Source organism: Pontiella sulfatireligans, from assembly GCF_900890705.1.
GTDB lineage: Bacteria > Verrucomicrobiota > Kiritimatiellia > Kiritimatiellales > Pontiellaceae > Pontiella > Pontiella sulfatireligans.
Genome location: NZ_CAAHFH010000003.1, coordinates 440,742 through 462,978, shown reverse-complemented (window position 1 = coordinate 462,978; position 22,237 = coordinate 440,742). Strand labels below are relative to the sequence as shown.

Below are 22,237 nucleotides of genomic sequence, written 5' to 3'. Positions count from 1 at the left end.
TTTGGCATGAGGCTCTTCATTCTCCAATTTCGGACAGTTAGATTTACAGTCTACCAGGCGGTGTAATGTGTTTAGGTGACATGACAAAGACGTCGTCCTCAGTTACTGTTTCTTCAGAACATGAGGAAAGGGTTCTCATGAAGCAGGTATAGTAAACCTAAATAAGGAGAAATAAATGAAAAGATACATCATGATACTCGCGGCAGGCTTGGTGGCCGGTGCCGCTTTGGCGGATACGATCATCACTCCAATTTCCGTGGTACTTACGGATAATGGAAATGACAATGTCATTGAAACAGCCGGCGGAGACGCTTGGTTTGATGGATCGGGTCTGTCTGACGCGACGATTGTTGAAAACGGAGATACAGTCCCCGCTGTTTTACCAACGCATCAATATGGGGAAAACTTTAGTCGTATGGCCAGGATTCGTTATTCGACAGATGGCCTTGCAGAACTCACGTTTGATCTTGGTGGAACCTATGAAGTTGGCGGGATGATTCTTTGGAACTACGGAAACATTGGCTCAACAGTTCGCGGTGTTGAAAACGCAGCAATCTCCTGGTCTTCGGATGGAATTAACTTTTTTTCCGCTGAAACGCTCTCGTTCGCGGAAACCCCGAATGTAATAGCACAAATCGTTGGTCAAGAACAAACGCTCGGCACGAGCCTTCCCGGGGTTACTCATATCCGTATGGCGCTCGACAATTTTGATGCAACGAAGTCTATTGTGGCATTTTCTGAAATCAGAATGGTCGCCGTTCCGGAACCGGCTACACTCGGTCTGCTTGGAGCATTTGGCGGTGCAATTTTATTCATCCGTCGCCGTTTAATGATCTAATCGTATTCTAAGAATATGATGACAACACCGGTTCATTTGAGCCGGTGTTTTTTTTGTTTTCGGTCGGGAGATATCCCGGTTTATTTTCGCGGTGCGTGGAGGGGCCGACGCTGTCTGCCCGGTCGCGCGGCGCGCGACTCTCCGGTTGAATGGTCGGTGGTGCGTGGAGGGCCGGTCAACGGGTTGAATAAAGGCAGTATATGCTCAATCCCTTCATCGTGCTACATTAGCAGGAATTTTATTGAGCGAATAGGGTTGGCAGTGGTCTACGGTATTGTGCTGATTCGGTGTAAATTAGGAAATAGGTATGAATAAAAAAGTATGCATATTGTTCTTCGTGGGTTTGATTGCGGCTATTGCTTCAGCGAATACGATCATCAAGCCGGTCTCGGTCGTGCTGACGCCATCAGGTTCGCAATATCTTCAAAACGATCCCGCAGTACATTGGTTCGATGGATCGGGTCTGTCTGACGCGACGATTGTGGAAAACGGGCATCCGTTCGTACTGCGTCATCGTCGGGTAGATTGCCTTGATGATCATCATTACCCGTTCGACCAGTAACGTACCAACCGCCCCACCGATCAATCATCGGTGTTTGATGCGTGACCGTTAGATTGGCGACGACCAGCCGTATCTTCGTTTTTTCGATATCAAGCTGGAGCACATCGGTTACAGACCCCGAACATTCAGAAACTGGAGGGTGAGGGGACGCTCTTTACCAACGGTCACTGCGCTGGCGGTGTTTGTCAGCCGAGTCGTTATTTTATGCGTAACAACGGGGTGCTTGATCGCGAAGGTAACAAGCTGATTGCGGTTGATCAGTCTGACGGTTCCTGCAAGCCGCATGCCCTCTACCGCCTCGATCGTGATCCTGGCGAAAAGAACAACCTCGTCAACTCACCCGAAGTCCGGAAGGCCATTAATTCTCTGCTTGATCAGGTGAACAGCCTTGGTGGCTTGTCGTTAGTTTGTGTGACAAGATTTACACCAAATTGTATGTTACGCTCTATTCTTTTAGTTGGTGTTTCAATTCAAACAGGAATGAAGGATGACTCTCATGCGTATGTATACCAAAATTCTTTTTGCACTATGGTATGTCTCGTCGGCATTCGGAGCGGATAAGCCCAACATCGTTATTTATCTGGCGGATGATCATGGGCGGGCGGAATGTTCCGTTTATGGAAATTCCGAGGTTCGGACGCCGATGATGGCGTCTTTGGCGAAGGACGGTTTGGTGTTCGAAAACGCGTTTGTGGCATCGCCCGCCTGCGGGCCGATCCGATCGGCCTTGCTGAGTGATCTGATGCCAGTCTTGACAAAAAAACAAGTCTCCCACTACATCTTTCACTATAATTTTCACATGAAACCGACCTTTTCGGGGGTGTCTCCGAATCGCCTAAAAAGCGATTTCCTATCAATATGATAAAACAAACGAGGTGTGTTATGTTCTTTCGATGGTCCAGTGTATTGGTTTTGATTACAATGGCGATGCTGTCACGCGCGGAAGTGAGTTTTCAGGACGATTTCGACCGAGCGGACGACAACGATATCGACGCGCTCGTCAATGGCATGGGTGGCCTGGCTGCGCCGATGACCTATGGCGAGACGGATAGCGCGGGGAGCGACGCGATCACGCGTGTGTTTGGAAATGAACTAAAATTAGCCGATGGCCCCAGCGCCAGCGTGGTAGGGCTGACCTCCTATAATTTCACGAACGCTGCGATATTGGCCGAAGGCGGCTTTAGCATCTCTATGAACATTACCGACAACGGAACCGAAACCGACACTGATCGTTGGTGTGGATTCGGTATCGGTCTTTCCTTCTCCGAAATGGCGCTTCTGGATCTCGATTTCAGCGGCAACAACGGACCGCGTGGAAAGTATTCTGGAAGCACTGCGGGCGTAGCCGATTTTTTTGTGGGCTGGTCTCCAGCAATCGGCGGAAGCATCCAGATATTTACATCCGGGACAGCAGGCGGAGTATCCCACCTGGTTACCGCTCCAGCTGGAGGTTTGCTCCAGACTGATTTTTTCTTTGATGAATTCACCTCCGGTGCGGAGGTTTTGGCGGTGGTCTATTTTGATGGCGCTGAGATTTCCCAGACCCAACTTTCATGGAATGGCACCATGGAAAATTTCGTAGCCTTGAGCAGCCGCCAGGACGGTTCGGGCATCGCGGTCGACAATCTATCCATCGCTTCGCCGATTGGCGATCGACCGATCATTGATGATCGACCGGTCATTGATGGTGCCGACTATTTCCAGGTGCTTGTCGGTTCCGCATCGAATCCGCTCGACATCTTGCGGAACGATGAAGGCGATGGATTAACGTTGCTCTCGATCACGATGCCGACCAACGGCTCTGCCTTTGTGGGAGGTGACAGCGTGGTCTATACCCCGAACGGGGATTTTTCCGGTCTGGACGGATTTCGTTATACAACGGTGGACGGTACTTCGGTAACCAGCTCCTGGGAGGTTGTGGTGGATGTCCGCGAATATCCCAACTTTGTGCTGATCTACACCGATGACCAAGGCTGGACGTCGCTTTCGACCATGACCGATACCAACCGACTCTATTCGAAGAGCGATTATCACCTTACGCCAAATATCGAAAGACTGGCGGCCGAGGGCATGCGCTTTTCGCGCGCATATTCGCCAGCCCCGAATTGCTCGCCGTCGCGATACGCGGTGCAGACCGGCAAAACCTGCACGCATCTCGGTTTTACGGACATCGTAAACCGGAACAACGATCCGACGCCGAATACAGGCTATCTGCTCATTTCCCCCGGAAAACATGTCACGGAAATCCAATCGGAGGAAACCACCATTGCCGAGCTGCTGAAAACCATTTCCGGGGCTGGATATGCCGCTGCGCATTTCGGCAAATGGCATTTAAATGGCGGAGGGCCAGGCGCTCACGGATACGATGCCCATAACGGCGCAACGGGCAACGCGGAAGGGAGCGCGGGGCCGGACAACGTGGCGGTGGAAGATCCAAAGTTGATCTACAGCATGGCCCGTCAAAGCACGGCCTGGATGGAAAGCACGGTTGGAGACCGGGTCCCGTTCCACCTGCAGGTGTCGCACTACGCGGTGCATAGCGACATCCAGTTCTCGCAAGCGGCCTACGATGTCTATGAAGGAATTCCACTTGGCACACGCCACAGTTCACGTACCTATGCGGCTATGGTCACCGATATGGACAATGGTATCGGGCTGGTGCTCGAAAAGATCGACGAACTGGGCATCCGCAACAGCACCTATGTGATCTACCAAGCCGACAACGGTGCGCCTGCGAAGCTTTCCGACAATACACCTTTGCGCGGCCATAAACCGGAGCAATGGGAAGGGGGCACACGCGTGCCCTCCTTCGTACGCGGTCCCGGAATTCCGACGGAATCCCAGTGCGATGTTCCGGTGATGGGAATCGATATTCTGCCCACCATCTGGGAGTGGGCGACCGGTTCCGTTGCAGGCCTTCCGGCCAATATCGACGGCGCAAGCTGGGTGGAAACCATCAACCGGATAAACGCTGGGAATCAGCCATTGCCAATGATTGAGCGCCCAGGGGAAATGGTTATTTATGCGCCGCACTATGTTGTGAATACGGATCCTAAGGACCAGCGTCCGCGCGCCGTGATCCACGACGGCGACTACAAGCTGGTCGTCCAGTTCGAGACCGGTGCCATCGAGCTCTACAACCTGGAAGACCGCATCGAGGAGGATAACGATATTTCTGCCATCGAGGTTGGCAGGAAGTGGGAGCTGTGGCTCCGGTTGCGCGACTATATGAAAGCCAACAACGCCCTCTATGCATTTCCCGATGCCAACAATTGGCCGGGCAGCGACGGCGTTCAAGACGCTGACGTCGACAACGACGGCCTCCCCGATGAGTGGGAAGCAAGCGAGTTGCTGACCTTTGCACTGGATGGTACTGCAGACACAGATCAGGACGGTTTTACCAACGCTGAGGAGCAGGCGAACGGCACCGATCCGCTTATGCCGGAATCCATCACCATTGATCGCGATCTGCATCCCACCAACGGCACGCTGCGGCTGTCCTGGTTTGGTGTGCCGGGGGAATCCTTCATCGTGGAGAAAACCACGAACCTGATATCCGGGGCATGGGTGGCCGACCAGATTGTCTACACGGATGACGGCTTCGATGCCGAAATTAATCTCCCTACTTCCACGGACAAAGCCTTCTTTCGTGTAAAAAGAAGAGTACTTGATTAAAAAAAGGTGTCAGTGAGCACATCCGTACATTTTCTGAAGCTCGCGTTTCCACTTCCTTACCGTGACGTCTTTCGTGTCTTCAACGTTTCGAAACGCACGGCTGACATTCGCGCGACTGCCCATTTCAAGCTCCCCTGCAATCCATTCAAGTCCCATTGGGGTCTTTTTCCGCAGGAACCACGCAACAACCTCCTTGCGCGGATCCTTCTTTTTCAACCGCTCTTTTTCCCCGAGATCCAGCCCAACAACCGCACTAGCCTGCCGGAGCAACCGAACGGCTTCGCTTTCATCATGCATTCGTCGCGGCTCGCCGGTCATCGATTCCCGGTTCAGTTTTTCAAGACTCGCATCCAGTTCATCGCGCAGTTCCGTTTTAAACTCATCGGTTCCGAAACACCAGCCCCGCTGCAAATGTCTATACCGTTCCGCGCGGGCCGCTCCGTCAACCGGATCGCCTTCCTCGGCTACACGCTCCTCCAGAGACCTCAAATATTCCTTCCGAGCCGAATGGCCATGCATCCGCCGCGTCTGCTCCTCCACAATCCTTCCGAGTTTCAACCAGGGTGGATCGCCGCGAGCAGGCCGTCCCAGATACCAGCTGCTCGACCATTTGAAATCCTTCAAACCTGGCCAGCCGGCCCCGCCCGTTAAATGCGCCCGGGGCGGATTCAAATGCACATAATCGCAGGCGATGCGAAAATACCCGGCCTCTTCAGGATCAATCACAACCGATTTGTAGCGACCTTGAAATAAATGGCCCCACTTCTTATTTTGCGCGTTGTACCGCTTCGTGTACGTACCCTGAAACCATTTCATCCCCGCCAACCAGGTTTGCTTCCGGCGTCTCCAGCACCATATGGTAAACGCCTCTTCTTTCACCCCGTAGTCAGCTCCGGCAAAGCCTGATAATTTGTCAGGCATGGATACGAATGAAAACAATGTGTCGGGGCGGGCTTCCTATACGGAGGAAGAACGCCGGGAACTGATCGAGGAGTTTAATTCAGCGGGGCTGACCCAGGCGGCGTTTTGCCGGGAATGGAGCATCAACCCGAAAACGCTGGCCCGTTGGCTGCGAATTGAACGTCAGGAATCTGAGGTTGCTTTTTGCGAGGTGGAAGTTCAGCCCGGACCTCCTGAGATAGATGAACTGAAGATCTTTCTGCCGAACGGGATTGAGGTTCAGCTTCCAATTCCGTCACTGAATGAACTCGGTATGGTTCTGCGGGAGGCTGCCGGATGTTTGGATTAAGTAATTCAATCCGGGTATTTCTGGCGGTTGAGCCGGTGGATCTGCGTAAGAGCTTCAACGGATTGCACTGTGTAGTGCAGGATAGGTTAAATGAAGATCCGTGTTCGGGCACATTGTTTGTGTTTACGAACCGACGGAAAAACCGGATCAAGACGCTGTACTGGGATGGTACCGGCATGTGGGTTGCTATCAAGCGGCTTGAAAAGGGCTGTTTCAGTTGGCCTCAAGGCGTTGGCGCAGATGAAAAGCTTAGTCTTGCTCCGGAAGCGCTGGCCCTGCTGCTCGATGGAGTTGATCTAAAACAAGGCTCGCTCAAACCTTGGTATCAGCGCTGATTTTTTTTGCATTTTCCATCAGGTTGGTGCCGCATTTTCAACGTGTTTTGGTATAATGTACGGCATGAATTTTAACCGGGAAAATTTTGATCTGATGGTAAAGGAGCGGACGTCTCTGAATGCCGAAAACACTCAGCTCAAAACCGAAGTTAAACTGCTTAATGAGAAAGTTCAGTATCTGCTGAAAAAACTGTTCGGGCGCAGTTCCGAAAAGTTAAGCCCGGATCAGATGGAACTACTGCTCGATGAACTGCAGGAAGCCCAAGAGGCTCTGGAAATAGCGGAAGAGGCCGAACAGGATGATTCAGAGCCGGTTGAGTCCCGTCGAGGAAAGCGCAAGCCGCTCAAGGAACGGGTCCCGGAAGACCTGCCGGTTGAGCAGGTGATCATCATTCCCGATGAGGTTCAGGGAAATCCTGGTCGCTATAAAAAAATCGGGGAGGAAAAAGTACGGGAGCTCGACGTTGTTCCGACCCGGTATTTTATCCGTGAAATCATTCGAGAAAAGTTTATTGAGATTGATAACCGTGAAGTGCCGCCGCTGATCGCACCAGCTCCGGCAAGACTGATTCCAAACAGCTATGCTTCTGCCGGTCTGCTCCTACAGATCATTCTGAGCAAATATTGCGACCATCTTCCGCTCTACCGTCAGGAACAGGTTTTAAAATACCGCCACGGCATCGAAATCAGCCGCAAAACCATGGGCAACTGGATGTATCTTATCGCCGACTGGTTAACGTTGATCTACGAAGCACTGAGAAATGAAATCCGGCAAAGTGAGTATATTCAGGCCGACGAAACTTTTATCAAATACCAAGACCCGAAAAAGGACCATTGTCCCAATGGATACCTATGGGCCTATCACAGTCCAGGCGTTGGAGTGCTCTTTGAATGGTTTCCGAGTCGTGCTGCATCATGTCTTGATTCGATGCTGACAGATTACGCCGGTCTTCTGCAAAGCGATGGATACGGTTCTTATCCGTCATGGCTGAACGACCCGGCTCATGAACAGGAAAAGGGAAATATTATTCATGCCTGCTGCTGGGCACATGCCCGGCGTAAATTTCATGAGGCCGGGGATTCAATCAGCCGGAAAATTATCAAACTCATTGCGAAGCTCTATCGCAACGAAACCACGTTGCGCAAACAACCGGAGCTCGACCGGGCAACCTATCGGCAGGAACACTCTGCTCCAGTGCTTAATGAAATAAAAACCATTCTGGATCGTGAACAGAAAAAACAACTGCCCAAAAGCAAGCTCGGAGAAGCTATCAGCTATACCCTCAAACGCTGGGACAGCCTGAACCTGTTTCTTGAGCACGGGAAGCTGGAAATCGACAATAACCTTGTCGAAAATGCCATCAGGCCCACGGCCATCGGCAAGAAAAACTTCCTCTTCTTCGGCAGCCCCCGATCCGGTCAGGATAGCGCCATCATATACAGTCTCATCGAAACCTGCCGAAAACTCGACATCAACCCCGCCGACTATTTGCGGGATGTGCTCGAAGCCCTTCCAACCATGGGACAGAACGAAGCTGCCAGCTGGACTCCGGCTCAATGGAACTCATCCCGCGCACAGTCAGCATAAATGCTGTCAAGTGGGTGAACGAACAGACGCATACACCATATGAATATGGTTGGGCATCAAAACGTACGCGCATACCTTCCAGCCCGTCCGCTCGCATACCTCCCCAAGAGTCTTCAGAAAGATTTTCCTGTCGCCGTCGTTCTCAAAAATATCCTCCCGGCGGTTCCCCCGGCACATCACATGGTATGTCGTTCCGGCATATTCAATTCGCGGTTTCCTTCCCATGAACAAGATCAAAACACCATCAACACGTTCTTGTCACCAAAAAATGTACGGATGTGCTCACTGACACCTTTTTATAGGGGATATCGTCGAAGTCGGCGTGGATGGAGTGGGTAGTCAAAAATCTAAAGTGCAATAGCGTGTGATTAGATCGCCGCATGAAAAAAGGGATCGCCTTGGCGATCCCTTTTCGTTTCCAATAATTGGTAAAATTTAGAACTGGTACCGCCAGCGCCTCGGATCTACTCAATGATCAGCCGAATGAACTGTTGTGTCGCGGTGGTCGGAATGGAATTTGTGACAACATCGAATACGCTCCCGGTGACGTTGGTAGACACGACCGCGTAGCCTGCGTTGGTCCAGCCCGGCCCGTCGACCAGATCTTCTTTGGTTTCGATATAGTAAACCAGATTGGAGTCGTCTGTGCGCTGTGCATAACTATACACAAGTCCAGACCCGACGAATCCAAATACGGGAAGGTTTCCGTCGACGAATCCGTTCGTTGGGTCGCCTCCCATGCCGTATTCATAAAGGTTCGAGAGCCCGTCTTTATCGTCGTCGCCCAACGCCCCTTCAGCTAAAACATGGCTGTAGGACCAGGCAGCAAACCCGTAGTCGAGCACCGGCCTTACGATAAATCCGTGATCGCCCCATAGGAACATCTTACGCGTTTGCTGATCGCTTCCAACGGGATCAGTATTTTCATAGAAAAGCACCCAGGCGTCATCGTGATAATCTGTCGGGATCGAGCCGTTAAAGTACTCGTATTCCGCGTTATACCCTAAGATATCGGTCTTAATCTGAGTGCCTGCAACTGTGTCAATGTCCCATATAGCAACTTCCGCACCGTATCTTCCGCTGACTACGGCCTTGAATCTGGTATCTGACAGGCAAATAAAGTCCATCTCATTCTCACCGCCATTCCAGCCACCGGTGAAAAACCACTGGTCTGTCCAGCTTGAACCAGTCCAGCTCCAACACTGTGATTTGTTGCCGAACTGGGCTACCATATGCGGATTACCCGCTGGGGAAGTCCTGACAATGCCCACACTGACCTGAGTGTAATTAGGGTCACTTTCATCAAGATCATCCGGGTTAGAGTCAAAGACCAATGTATAAGCGTCTGAATCTGCTTTATTCAACGGCATCATCGAGTTCAAATTAACGCCTGCAGCATTTCTCCATTGGCCATCAGCGGTATCGAAAGACATATAGTAAAGATTCTGCTTGTCGCCACCGGATCCGCCTGGATGGTAGTTGTACTGACAGTCAATGATAGTATCGCTGTGTCTTCTCTTTGCAAAGTAGGCATACCATGTTTCGACACTCGTATGAGCCAAAATTCTAACTTCCGAGTCCCATGTAACACCGTTATTGGTAGACATCTGGTAAGTCCAGTCACTTACATGCGAACCGTGCCTGTTAAAGAAGTAGATGTCACCATTAGCAACTTTGACAGGCTGCGAATAGGTGCCATATACAGAAATATCACCTGTATTGTCACCGCCTGGTGCCGGGTTCACCCGTGTCCAATCACTGCTGCTACCAATATCTTCAGACAGATTAGATCTGACATGGATATTCTCACCAGAGCTGTAACCGCCATAACTGTTGCTGCCGGCAAGAGCTGATGTACCACCATGACCACCAAACATTACATGGATATGACCGTCGTCACTAACGACCAGTACAGGTCTGCCATGGTTGTCATTGTCAGACAGCGGATTTGTACCGACCTTTACGGGGCCTTTCCACTGTTTTGTAGAATGGTTGTAACTGCAGATAACCGGATCCATACTATTCATGCCCTGGTAAACAATATAGGTCTTACCATTGAAATAGTGGGCCGACGGATGCTGAGGAGTTAATGTCAGCGGCCTGTTAAAACCAGACGTGTCAAAATAATCATCTCCGACGTCTTGTACATAGAATGAGAATACGTCAGACGTGATATACGGAACTGTTGTGCTAATACTGCTGTCGTAAACCTTGATGTACCAATTGTAATCTGTATCAGCTGATGGAGATATCGATACGGAGGTAACGCTCTGCTTGTTGACAACCTGGGTGGTTGGTGTAGCGCCAGTACCAAAGAATACATCACAGGTTACTGTTGCGCCACCTTCGAGCGGAGACGGTAATGACCATTGAAGCTGGCTGGTAGTATAGGCAGCACTTGACCCATCTGCAGGAGTTGGAGTAAATGCATATGGTCCTACTTCCAATATGGTTTTGAGTAATATTCTGCTATACGAAACGAAAACCATTTCATCAAGACCAGTAGTAATCCATCCATCGTCAATGTATCCCTGCATCTTGTCTTCTATATTACCGTTGAATATTACTGTGCCGTCCAGGAACGCCCAATTAGCTGTAGAGCCGCCCTGTCTCATCGTTATACCGCCACTGTCGATCGTACCGCCGGTCATATTGAAATCAACATCGCCGCCAGCAGTCATACCAATCCAAAGGCCTCTACCCGTCAGCGTTCCGCCTGTCATGTTAAATGTCACGTCGTTGGTGGCGAGATTACCTATGTAATACTTTACATCAACAACATCCAGCGTTCCGCCATTGAGGTTAATAGTAACTGTACCGCCCCCAGCTGCGTTTCCTGCAAACAGCGCGTCCTGAACTGTCACAGTACCGTTATCAATAGTAAGGGTTGCATTTGCAGCGCCTGAGGTACCCTCAGCCAGAGAAATATACTCGGTAGTGTATAGAGTGCCGCTGACAACTGTCACAGCACCTGTTGAGTCACCTGAGCCAACAATTACCCGCTTGGCTGTAGCGCCTGCTGCGGTGATAACAGGACCTGGTGTCATGTTGATATAAGCAGTATGGGCAGTAGTAGGAACTTCGCCAAGGCTCCAGTTCGAATCTGTATGCCAGTTCTGATCTCCACTGGTATTGTTCCAGTAGTTATATGTGCCTGTTATGTCTGTAAGAACAACCGTTGTATAGCTAGGATTTGTGACATTGAAATCCACTACCAGTTGATTAGATGCATCGGTTGTGATCCATTCATCTCTAATGTAATCCTGGATCTTGACTTTATGATTATTACGGAACTTTGCAATACCACCAGTGTAGGACCAATCGGCGTCAGCGCCATTCTGCCTCATTAGGATACCACCACAATCAATGGTGCCGCCGGTCAAGTTGAGGTTACCGCTTCCATTAGCAGCATTGCCAAGCCAGATCGCTTTACCATTTATAGTACCACCGGTCATATTAATCGTTGCGTCGTTGTTGGCGAGATAACCGATGTAATACTTACCATCGACAATATCCAGCGTTCCGCCATTGAGGTTAATAGTAGATGTACCGCCCCCAGCTGCGTTTCCTGCAAACAGCGATCCCTGGACTGTCACGGTACCGTTTTCAATAGTAAGGGTTGCATTTGCAGCACCTGTAGTACCCTCAGCCAGAGAAATGTCCTCGGTAGTGTATAGAATGCCGCCGTCAACTGTCAGAGCACCGGTTGAATCGTCTGAGCCAACAATTACCTGCTTGGCTGTAGCACCTGCTACGGTGATGACAGGACCTGGTATCATGTTGATATAAGCAGTATGGTTAGTAGTAGGAAATACGCCAAGGCTCCAGTTAGCTGGATTAAACCAGTTCTGATCTCCACTGGTATTGTTCCAGGAAATATCAACAGCCTGGACAGTGCCGCCGGTAAAAAACACCAGCATAAACAAAAACAATAAAAACTTTTTACACATAATACCTTTCCTTAATTAGATGCTTTGGATTCATTCCAAAGCATCTGTGTTCACTTGTTTAAAAAAACTAACAGAGGACGACGCCTAAGTCATGTCACCTAAATACACGACGCCGCGCACCTTAAGGTCTTTTGTTTTAGTGGGGTAACGGTGTGGAGTCCATCCAGGATTATGGGGAGGATGGCGGCATACAGCGAGGTCCCGAGCAGTGCACCCTGCGGTCATACCTCCTTGCCGGCATGATTGCCCCAGCAGACCGCAATCTCTTCCAGCTCGTGCGCTACTACGGGTGGTACTCCAACAAAATGCGCGGACAGCGCAGCAAGCAGGCAGGTGAACAGCCGTGGTGGCTTGTCGTTAGTTTATGTGACAAGATTTACACCAAATTGTATGTTACGCTCCGTTCTTTAGTTGGCATTTCAATTCAAACAGGAATGAAGGATGACTCTCATGCGTATGTATACCAAAATTCTTTTTGCACTAGTGTATGTCTCGTCGGTATTCGGAGCGGATAAGCCCAACATCGTTATTTATCTGGCGGATGATCATGGGCGGGCGGAATCTTCCGTTTATGGAAATTCCGAGGTTCGGACGTCGATGATGGCGTCTTTGGCGAAGGACGGTTTGGTGTTCGAAAACGCGTTTGTGGCATCGCCCGCTTGCGGCCCGAGCCGATCGGCATTGCTCAGCGGGCTTATGCCAGCGCGCAACGGGGCGGAAGAAAACCACCAGCACCCGCGCCCGGAAACACAGATTATGGTGAAACAACTGCAGGCTGTGGGTTACGAGGTTGCGGCGTTCGGGAAGGTGGCCCACGGTAAATTCGGTACGGTGTGCGGGTTCGACCACATGGAGGATGCCAAGCGGGAAAAGATTGCTGAAAAGGTGAAGAAATATCTCGACCACCGTACCTCGAAGAAACCGCTCTGCCTGATGGTCGGCGATCACCGTCCACATGTTCCGTGGACGAAGCAGATGGACTATGATCCAGCTAAACTTACTTTGCCGCCTTGGTTTGTCGATACGCCCGAAACGCGCGAGCATTGGGGGCGCTACCTGACCGAGATCGCCGGAATGGACGCTGAAATGGCAAAGATCGATGCGTTGGCGCGCAATTATTTCGGCAACGACGACTATCTATTTATGTACACGGCTGACCATGGCGGACAGTGGCCGTTCGGTAAATGGAATCTCTACGACTCAGGAATCAACGTGCCGATGATTGTTCGTTGGCCGGGGCATGTGTCTGCGGGAGCACGAACGGAGGCCATGATTAGCTGGATCGACATTTTCCCGACGCTCTTCGATCTGGTCGGCGGAACGGTACCCGCCGGCATCGATGGCAAATCGTTCGCCGATGTGCTGCTGGGCAAGTCGGACCACCATCGTGATCTGATCTACACCACGACGACCGCCGATGGGGTCATGAACATCTATCCGATCCGCAGCGTGCGCACGGAGCGGTTCAAATACATCCGCAACATCAATGCGGATTGTTACCACTCCAACCATTCCGATATTCTCCGTAAGGACGGGGCGGGGGGCTACTGGGACTCGTGGGACGCAGCCGCAAAGAAAGATCCTAAGGCCAAGGCCATCATCGCCAAATATTACCAGCGTCCGGCTATTGAATTCTTTGATCTTGAAAAAGATCCTAATGAACAGGTGAATCTGGCGGGCAATCCGGAGTATAAAAAACAGATCGAAAAAATGGCGGGTATGGTGGATGAATGGATGAAGAAACAGGGCGATACCGTACAAATGCAGCGCGATCCTTATCCCCTGAGCGGCCCGACTCCGCATGAGGTTCAACAAAAAACTCAAAAAAGGAAATAAGCGATGAAGATTTTAACACTCATTATCGGTTTTTGTGCCGTACTCGCACAAGCCGCTCAAAAGCCGAATCTGGTCTTTATGATTGCCGACGACTGCACGCACCGTGACATCGGTTGCTATGGGGGACAGGCTTACACCCCCCATATTGATGCGTTGGCACAAGAGGGTATGCGGTTTACCCACTGCTTCCAGACGGCGCCGATGTGTTCGCCGACGCGCCATACTATTTATACAGGGCAGTATCCCGTTAAAAGCGGCGCCTATCCGAATCACACGCATGTGGATGCCGGAACCCCGAGCATAGTCCAATATCTGAGAGACTTAGGTTACCGGGTAGCGCAGAGCGGCAAGACCCATGTGGCACCCAACTCCGTTTTTGCCTGGGAAAAAATACCGGGTGGCAAAAATCCGGAGTTCGATAAAGTCGATGCATTCATGGCCGACTGCAAATCTAAGTCAGAACCGTTCTGTCTGCTCCTTTGTTCGAATGAGCCGCATACTCCTTGGAATAAGGGCGATGCCTCTCGCTATCCGCCTGAGAAGATCAAGCTGCCGCCGTATTTCGTGGATACGCCGGAAACGCGTGAAGGAATGTCGCGCTATCTGGCCGAAGTCACCTACTACGATTCGCAAGTGGGTGAAGCGGTCCAACTATTGGAAAAGAATGGACTCGCAAATAACACCCTGCTGATTGTGGTCAGTGAGCAGGGCAGTTCGATGCCGTTTGCCAAATGGACCTGCTACGACAACGGGTTGCAGTCGGCTTTTATCGCCCGCTGGCCGGGTAAGATTAAGCCCGGCTCTGTGAATCCGGCCCTGATCGAATATGTTGATATCCTGCCGACCTTTATCGGAGTTGCGGGCGGTGAGCCTGCTCCGTTGCTGGATGGCGAAAGCCTGCTTCCGGTTTTCGAGGGGAAGCAGGAGCATAAGAAGTATGTCTATGGCGAAATGACCACCCGTGGCATCTTTAGTGGCTCCAAATACTTTGGCATCCGCTCGGTGCGGTCGGAGCGCTTTAAATATATCTGGAACTTTACGCCAAAGGCCGAATTCAAAAACACCTGCACCGTATCGAAGGCGTTCCGGAGTTGGGAAGCCAGAGCCGACGCAGGTGATGAGCGGGCGAAGAAGTTGGTTCAGGCCTATAAATTCCGTCCGGAGGTCGAACTGTACGACATCGGCAACGATCCGCTCGAAATGAACAATTTGGCCGGCAATCCCGAACACAAAACGGTTATGGCCGAACTGCGCGCGGAACTGGAGCGGTGGATGGCGCATTGTGGCGATGAGGGACAGGCGACTGAAATGAAAGCGCTTGAACGCATGGAAAAAAAGGTAAATCAGAAACCCTCCAAGAAAAATAAATAAGGAATATTTCAATGGTTGGAAAAATAATAATGCCGGGAGGTTTTGTTGCGTTATTGGGAATCTCATCGATCGTGCGCAAGAAGCCGGAATGCCTTTCTATATCAATCTCTGGCCGGACGATGCCCAGGCACCGTTTTTCCCACCTCTGGAAAATGGGGTGATGATCGGCGGGCACTTTATCCGGGTGTGCTTGACGCTATGGATGAACAGTTGGGTCCACTGTTCGATCGTATCGGTGCCAGCCGACGCCGGCGATCCCGGTTTTTAAAAATTAGGATCTGGTTTGCACGCGTTAAATAAGAATATCAAAAATAGGTATTGAACTGGGTAATGAAAACTTATTTTGCTACGACTAACTATCATGATTTTTTTACGTTTCAGTAGATTTTGCCTGATCGGTCTGTTGTTCATCTGCGCTGCCATAACGTCTGATGCGGTGGAATCGGAAATCGTGTCGTTGGGCGATCAAACGTTCCAGATCCGCACCTGGCAGGTGGGTGAAGGTCTGCCGTCCAACCAGGTGCGCGATGTGCTGCAGACCCGCGACGGTTTTATCTGGGTGGCGACTTTGAACGGTGCCGCCCGGTTTGACGGTGTCGAATTTATTCATTATTCGGTCCGCTCCGCACCCGCATTGGCGAACAATCGGATTGCCAAGTTGTTCGAGGATGCTTCAGGAAACCTATTCATGGGCCATGAGACCGGGCATATCTCCGTTCTGTCTGAATCCGGAATCATTGGATTGGCTTGTCCGAAGGACTGGCTGGGCGCGGAAGTGGTCGATTTCCATGAAAAACCGGATGGCTCGGTCTGGGCGGAGAACGTTAACGGTACTTTCCTCCCACTTTCCGATCCCCTCTCCTCTAATGAAGGTGTGGGATCTTTCGAGAAAACGTTGAGCGGATGGCGCGTGGATAATAATCGGGTCATTAAACTGAATGTCGATGGGGTGGAAGAAAATATAGTGCCGAGGCCATGGCTGATTAAGGAGCAGGAAATTGAACTGCTGGAGCGCAGAAATGGGGATCTGGTAGCCGGCTCCACGTACGGCGGCATTTTTATCATGCATGGCGGATCGAGCAACGTGACCCAAATCACCGTGAATGATGGGTTGGCTTCAATCGAAGTGCTTTGCCTTGCCGAAGATGCCGAACAAACCTTGTGGGTCGGTACAGCAGCCGGACTCCAATCCATCCGGGCCATGGGCTACACCTCGGTGCCGGAAGCGCTCTTTCGTTCTGTAGGGTGGCATTTTCGGGCATTTCGTTCGATTACTCCCAGGCTCGCAGGCGGAGTCTGGCTGGGAACAAGCAAAGGCTTTTTGTACTCCTCTGATGGAAAGGGATTGAAAAGAGTTCCGAATCTAACAAAATCCGAAGAGGTTCGCAGGGCCGTTCTGGAAACACCGGAAGGAACCGTTTGGGCCAACAACAATGGTGGATTCCTTCTGCGTAAGGACGGAAATGAGTTTCATGAGGTAAAAGCGGTAAGACGCGGCGTGGATAAAATATGGACCTTGCACCAAGCCGCTGATGGAGGGCTCTGGGCCGGTGGGCGGGAAGGAATATGGAGTAATCCCGATAATAAGGGTTGGAATCTGAAGGTGGGGCGAAGGGAAGGGATTACCGATGTACAGTGCCTGACTTCGGGGCCTGACGGAACACTCTGGGTCGGCATGGAGTCCGGTGGCCTTGCCTCGTGGAAGAACGATCAATTGGTTCGCGGGATCCTTGCTGAAGATCTGCCCAACGCGCATGTGACGGCTCTCTGTGTTGATAAAGATGATGATTCCTTGTGGATCGGTTTCTACGGAAGCGGCCTGGCACTCTTCCGGGATGGGGTGTTTCTGCCCGTGCTGTTTGCTCAGGAAATGATTTCGCATATCACGGACGATGGCGAGGGACGCCTTTGGGTGGTCGGAGAACACGGCATTGCGATTATAGAAAAAAGTGAAGTGGAACGGTCATTCTCCACCGGTCAGCCGATTGAAACCTATGCGCTTTATAACAAGGAAGATGGCTTGAATCCGGCCATCGACATCAGTGCGGGGCTCTCGACCGCCTGCCGTACCCCGGACGGGCGTTTCTGGTACGCATCCGATCGGCAGTTATCCGTTTTTCAGCCATCGGAAATTCAGTTGTGGACCAACCCGGTTCCGCTCGTGATCAACTCGGTACGGGTCAATGACAGGGTCATACATCTCCAGAACACGGATTCGATGATTCTTGATCCGGGCGTGCATCGGTTGGATATCCGCTTTTCCGCGCTCAGTTTTATTTCGCCCAATCGGATGCGTTTTCGCTGTCGTATGGTGGGACTTGGAGAGGAGTGGATCGAACTGGATACGCGTCGTGTTGCGAGCTATCAACGCATTCCGCCGGGAAACTATCGGTTCGAACTTACCGCAGCCAACCGGGATGGAATCTGGAACCATTCGCCGATTGTTTTGAATGTGGTTGTGAATCCGTATATCAGGGAAACGTGGTGGTTCAAGACGGTGCTGTATCTTTTGATTGGCGTACTTGCCACGTTCATATCGCTGGCCATCGCCGATCGGGTCAACCGAAAGAAACTCATCCGCGCGGAGCAACGTCGCGCGGTGGAAGAAGAACGCACGCGTATTTCCATGGACATCCATGATGAAATCGGCTCCGAGCTGACCCGCCTTCAGCTCCTGTGTTACCGTGTCTCCATGCTATTCAATAAATCAGGAAACGAAGCGGGGCAGGACACGGTGGTGGAGATTAATCACGTCACCGATAAACTCGTCCAGGCATTCGACGAAACCGTATGGGTGGTCAGTCCCGGCAACGATAATATGGATAACCTAGTGGGCTATCTGTCGAAATATGTGGCGCAATATCTCCGTGCAACAAACATTTCATGCGATCTCAATGTGCCGCTGAATCTGCCCAACCTGCCGGTGCTGAGCCCGGTTCGCCACAACCTGTTTCTTGCCATCAAAGAAGCGCTCAACAATGCGGTCAAACATGCCGAGGCAACCCAGATCAGCTTTACTGTTTTCGCTGAGGGTCAGGTGCTTAAACTAGCCCTTCATGATAACGGAAAAGGGGTCCAGGTCCAGGAGGCCGAGCGGTTCCATCGCGGGCTGCGCAGTATGCGTCGACGTATGAAGCTTATCGGCGGAACGTTTAATATACACAACAATGAAGAGGGCGGGGCCACCGCGGAGTTTATAGTACCCATACGAGAGGATGTTGAGTGATGAATGAAGCTGTAACGATTGCCATTGTGGACGACCATAAAAGCACGCGGGAACTGATCGCCGACCTGATCCGTGATGAGTCGCGGTTTGAATGTGTTGGTTTATTTCCCGATTTCGATGCTGCCATCAAGGGACTGCCGAACCTCAAGCCTTCCATAGTGCTGATGGATATCAACTTGCCCGGAAGGAACGGGATCGAATGCGTGCGGGAGCTTAAACCGATCATGCCGGATACCGATTTTGTGATTCTGACCGCATTCGACCAGACCGACTACATCTTTAAGGCGCTATCCTCCGGTGCGGTGGGCTATCTGCTCAAACGATCGATTATCTCTGAGCTCATTCCATCCCTGGAAAAAGTTGCCGCTGGGGGCTCCCCGATGGATAGTGACATCGCTCGGAAAGTGGTGCAGTCCTTCCAATGCGGTGGAAATGAAACCTCCCAAAGCGATGAGTTCAGCACGCTGTCTGATCGGGAAATGGAAGTTCTGACACGTCTGGCGCGCGGTCGTTTATGTAAAGAAATCGCCGATGAACTGGATATTTCAGTGAACACGGTAAACACCTACCTTCGCCGTATCTATGAAAAACTCCAGGTTCACTCCCGCGCCGAGGCCGTCGCCAAATATACCGGCATTGAGTAGGCTCATTCGGCCAAAAAGCCGAAATTACTTATGGGTGCGCGGTGTAATGGATTTAGGTGGCATGACAAAAAGAAATCCGACTGTTATCTTATTCATTTACTAAGGACCTGGGTGATATACGCATTTCATTCTCAAGAAGGAGCATCAAAATGAAAAAACTGATTTTAGCCTTGGCAATCGTCGTATTGGCGGCGGGAGTTCAGGCAAAAAAAAATGTGCTCATGATTCTGGTAGACGATCTGAAGCCGGAATTTGGCACCTATGGAGCAGATTTTGTACATTCCCCAAACTTGGATCGGTTGGCTTCCAGGGGTATGCGGTTTGATCGGGCCTATTGCAACCAGGCTGTTTGTGCGCCATCGCGCAATAACCTGATGGTCGGACTACGGTCGACCTCAACCGGCCTGTATGGCCTCAGTCAGGGCTTCCGCAAAGTGGTGCCGGATGCCGTCACGCTGACGCAATATTTCATGCAGAACGGATACACCGCTGAGGGAGTGGGCAAGATTTATCACATTGGCCACGGTAATTATGGCGATGACGCATCGTGGAGCAGTCCCTTCCATCCCGATAAAGTTGTTGATTATGTGCTGGAGGAAAGTACCGGAGGCCAACTGACCCGCGAAGAGGCCTTTTTTGCAAACAAGGAGCTGGATAACATTAACAATCTTCCGCGCGGAGCCGCCTGGGAAAAGGCGGATGTGAAGGACGATGCCTATGCCGACGGACGCATTGCTCTGGAAGGCATCAGGCGGTTGAAAAAATTCAAGGAAAGCGGAGAGCCGTTCTTCTTGGCGCTGGGCTTCACCAAACCGCATCTTCCGTTTTGCGCGCCGACGAAATATTGGAATCTTTACCAAAGCGAGCAGTTTTCCCTGACCGAACGCGATACGCCTCCGGATGGAGCGCCCTCGTATGCGGGAAAACCGAAGGTGCATGAGATGACCGCCTATAAGCCGGTGCCGAAGGATGGGGAACATATTCCGGACGACGTGCAGCGTACGCTGATCCATGGCTACTTTGCCTCGCTCAGCTATATGGATGCGCAGCTTGGACGAGTACTTGCAGAGTTGGATCGTCTGGACATGAAAGACGATACCATTGTCATGCTGTGGGGCGATCATGGTTGGCACTTTGGAGATCATGGGACGTGGACCAAGCATACAAACTATGAGCAGGACAATCGTATCCCACTGATCTTCGTGGCCCCTGGGGTTGCGACGCCGGGATCAAGCACCATGGCTTATGCGGAAACGGTGGATATCTATCCGACGCTGGCGGAGCTGGCCGGACTGCCTGCGCCAAAGGTTTCACAGAAGCTTGATGGAAAAAGTTTGGTGCCTGTGCTTAAGAATCCGAATGCTTCGGTGAGGAATCATGCCTATCATGCCTTCAATCGCGGGTCGCGTATCGGCCGCGCCATCCGCACCGATCGCTACCGCATGGTGGAATGGAAGCGCCCCGGCGCTCCGGAAAGCGAGGCCGAGTATGAACTGTATGATTATAAAACGGATACGCTTGAAAAGAAAAATATCGCGCAATCAAGCCCTGAAGTACTTTTTGACATGAAGGCCATTCTGGCAACACACCCGGAAGCCAAGGCTTCGGGCAATGGAAAGAAAAAGAAGTCGAAGAAAAAATAAACAGGAGAAAATGAAATGAAGAAAAATCTATTGGTTGGAATGCTCGGGTTGGTCGGAATCCTGGCAGGATGCGCCTCGGTCAAGACGGCCGACTTTGATGACATCAAACTCTACACCCTCAAGAACAAAACAGGTACCATGGTCAAAATCACGAACTATGGCGCAACAGTGACTTCCATCGTCACGACCGACCGCGAGGGGCAAATGGCCGACATCGCCTTGGGTTACAATGATGTCTCCGGTTATATGAACGCCGTGGACAAGCCCTACTTTGGATCCATTGTCGGCCGCTATGGCAACCGCATCGCGCTGGGTAGATTCAGCATCGATGGCGAAGAGTACGAACTGGCCACCAACAATAACGCCAATCACCTGCACGGCGGGGTCATCGGTTTTGATAAGGTGGTGTGGGATGCGGAAGTGATCGGAGCCCATGCGCTCAGACTTTCTTATCTGGCGAAAGACGGGGAAGAAGGGTATCCTGGAAACCTTCAGATCGCGGTCACTTACACGCTGACCGAAGACAACGAGCTGAAGCTCGACTATGTAGCAACGACCGATAAAAAGACGCCGGTGAACCTGACCAACCACACCTACTTTAACCTCAAGGGCGAAGGAGAGGGCGATATTCTTGGCCATGAGCTGCTGATCAACGCGAAGGCAACCACCCCGGTCGACAGCGGCCTGATCCCGACCGGTAAAATTATTCCCGTGGCTGGAACTCCATTCGACTTCACTACGGCCAAGGCCATAGGTCGCGATATTGGGAAAAAAGATCAGCAACTGGAGTTCGGCTTGGGCTACGACCATAACTGGGTGCTGGATAAAGGCGATAAGGATGGAAAGATGACCTTGGCCGCAACCGTCTACGAACCAACCACCGGCCGCTTTATGGAAGTCTTTACCCAAGAGCCGGGCATACAATTCTATTGCGGAAACTTCCTTGCGGGCAATCTGAAGGGCAAGGCGGGTAGAACCTATGTGAATCGCGGCGGCTTCTGCCTCGAAACCCAGCACTATCCCGACAGCCCCAATCAGAAAAACTTCCCAAGCACCATTCTGAATCCAGGCGAAGAATACAAAACCATGACTATTTACAGGTTCAGCGCAAAGTGATGTAACGTCGCTTTTCGCATATTGCGGTGTGCCAGATATACCGCTCTTTGTGTGCCACGGGCTACTTCAGGCTTTATCCTGCTTGGTTTTTCGGGCTCTTCACGGATGTGCGTTTTTTGGGATGACAAACCTTTGCGAGTTCTCTTCGGCAGGACACGCACCCACCGGTTGTCTGGCGATCAGACTCGCTTCGCGTCACGGAGA

Annotated in this window: 17 protein-coding genes; 14 read left to right on the top strand and 3 right to left on the bottom strand. The window is 51.4% G+C overall.

Features of this window, described 5'->3' with window-relative positions; translation table 11 throughout:
- The first annotated feature begins 175 nt into the window (after positions 1 to 175).
- The 4 genes from SCARR_RS26320 (at position 176) to SCARR_RS26305 (ending at position 5,075) form a co-directional block, all read left to right on the top strand.
- Positions 176 to 838, top strand: coding sequence for a PEP-CTERM sorting domain-containing protein (locus SCARR_RS26320; RefSeq protein WP_136065434.1), 663 nt, complete (start codon positions 176 to 178; stop codon positions 836 to 838).
- Between the two features lie 307 nt (positions 839 to 1,145).
- Positions 1,146 to 1,400, top strand: coding sequence for a hypothetical protein (locus SCARR_RS26315; RefSeq protein WP_136065432.1), 255 nt, complete (start codon positions 1,146 to 1,148; stop codon positions 1,398 to 1,400).
- 487 nt (positions 1,401 to 1,887) lie between these two features.
- Positions 1,888 to 2,262 (top strand): sulfatase-like hydrolase/transferase, encoded by a 375-nt coding sequence (locus tag SCARR_RS29650; RefSeq protein WP_136065430.1) that lies wholly within the window; start codon positions 1,888 to 1,890, stop codon positions 2,260 to 2,262.
- Between the two features lie 20 nt (positions 2,263 to 2,282).
- Positions 2,283 to 5,075: a sulfatase-like hydrolase/transferase gene (locus SCARR_RS26305; protein ID WP_168433636.1), complete on the top strand. Its 2,793-nt coding sequence runs from the start codon at positions 2,283 to 2,285 to the stop codon at positions 5,073 to 5,075.
- A 9-nt stretch (positions 5,076 to 5,084) separates the two neighbouring features.
- Here SCARR_RS26305 and SCARR_RS26300 read toward each other — a convergent pair whose 3' ends face one another.
- A complete protein-coding gene (locus tag SCARR_RS26300; protein ID WP_136065426.1) occupies positions 5,085 to 5,891 on the bottom strand; it encodes a hypothetical protein in 807 nt (268 codons plus the stop codon).
- A gap of 103 nt (positions 5,892 to 5,994) precedes the next feature.
- Between SCARR_RS26300 and tnpA the strand changes: the two genes are divergently transcribed.
- The 3 genes from tnpA to tnpC all read left to right on the top strand — a co-directional run bounded on the left by tnpA (position 5,995) and on the right by tnpC (position 8,247).
- Complete coding sequence (gene tnpA / locus SCARR_RS26295; protein WP_136059628.1) at positions 5,995 to 6,324, top strand: IS66 family insertion sequence element accessory protein TnpA; 330 nt, start codon at positions 5,995 to 5,997, stop codon at positions 6,322 to 6,324.
- Complete coding sequence (gene tnpB / locus SCARR_RS26290) at positions 6,312 to 6,659, top strand: IS66 family insertion sequence element accessory protein TnpB (protein ID WP_136059629.1); 348 nt, start codon at positions 6,312 to 6,314, stop codon at positions 6,657 to 6,659. Before tnpA ends, tnpB begins: the two co-directional genes overlap by 13 nt.
- A 64-nt stretch (positions 6,660 to 6,723) precedes the next feature.
- A complete protein-coding gene (gene tnpC, locus SCARR_RS26285; protein ID WP_168432867.1) occupies positions 6,724 to 8,247 on the top strand; it encodes an IS66 family transposase in 1,524 nt (507 codons plus the stop codon).
- A gap of 6 nt (positions 8,248 to 8,253) precedes the next feature.
- Here the strand turns inward: tnpC and SCARR_RS29435 are convergent, their stop codons facing one another.
- Both SCARR_RS29435 and SCARR_RS26275 read right to left on the bottom strand, forming a co-directional pair.
- Entirely contained in the window at positions 8,254 to 8,472 is a 219-nt protein-coding gene (locus SCARR_RS29435) for a transposase (protein ID WP_136065424.1), read from the bottom strand.
- Positions 8,473 to 8,711: 239 nt separating this feature from the next.
- The gene (locus SCARR_RS26275) at positions 8,712 to 12,197 is read right to left on the bottom strand and encodes a BNR-4 repeat-containing protein (RefSeq protein ID WP_136065422.1); all 3,486 of its coding nucleotides are present in this window, start codon (positions 12,195 to 12,197) and stop codon (positions 8,712 to 8,714) included.
- Positions 12,198 to 12,638: 441 nt separating this feature from the next.
- On the opposite strand from SCARR_RS26275, the gene SCARR_RS26270 reads away from it, so the two are divergent.
- The 7 genes from SCARR_RS26270 (at position 12,639) to SCARR_RS26240 (ending at position 22,033) form a co-directional block, all read left to right on the top strand.
- Positions 12,639 to 14,033 carry a sulfatase family protein gene (locus tag SCARR_RS26270; RefSeq protein ID WP_136065420.1) on the top strand — a complete coding sequence of 465 codons (1,395 nt, stop codon included), beginning with the start codon at positions 12,639 to 12,641 and terminating at the stop codon, positions 14,031 to 14,033.
- Positions 14,034 to 14,036: 3 nt separating this feature from the next.
- Positions 14,037 to 15,404, top strand: a complete 1,368-nt coding sequence (locus tag SCARR_RS26265; protein ID WP_136065418.1) for a sulfatase family protein — start codon at positions 14,037 to 14,039, stop codon at positions 15,402 to 15,404.
- An 88-nt stretch (positions 15,405 to 15,492) separates the two neighbouring features.
- On the top strand, positions 15,493 to 15,672 hold the full coding sequence (locus SCARR_RS26260) for a hypothetical protein (protein ID WP_136065416.1): 180 nt from the start codon (positions 15,493 to 15,495) through the stop codon (positions 15,670 to 15,672).
- A gap of 93 nt (positions 15,673 to 15,765) precedes the next feature.
- The gene (locus SCARR_RS26255; protein WP_136065414.1) at positions 15,766 to 18,630 is read left to right on the top strand and encodes a ligand-binding sensor domain-containing protein; all 2,865 of its coding nucleotides are present in this window, start codon (positions 15,766 to 15,768) and stop codon (positions 18,628 to 18,630) included.
- Entirely contained in the window at positions 18,630 to 19,274 is a 645-nt protein-coding gene (locus SCARR_RS26250) for a response regulator (protein WP_136065412.1), read from the top strand. Before SCARR_RS26255 ends, SCARR_RS26250 begins: the two co-directional genes overlap by 1 nt.
- Before the next feature lie 149 nt (positions 19,275 to 19,423).
- Entirely contained in the window at positions 19,424 to 20,917 is a 1,494-nt protein-coding gene (locus SCARR_RS26245) for a sulfatase (RefSeq protein WP_136065410.1), read from the top strand.
- Positions 20,918 to 20,932: 15 nt separating this feature from the next.
- The gene (locus SCARR_RS26240; protein ID WP_136065408.1) at positions 20,933 to 22,033 is read left to right on the top strand and encodes an aldose epimerase family protein; all 1,101 of its coding nucleotides are present in this window, start codon (positions 20,933 to 20,935) and stop codon (positions 22,031 to 22,033) included.
- Positions 22,034 to 22,237 lie beyond the last annotated feature (204 nt).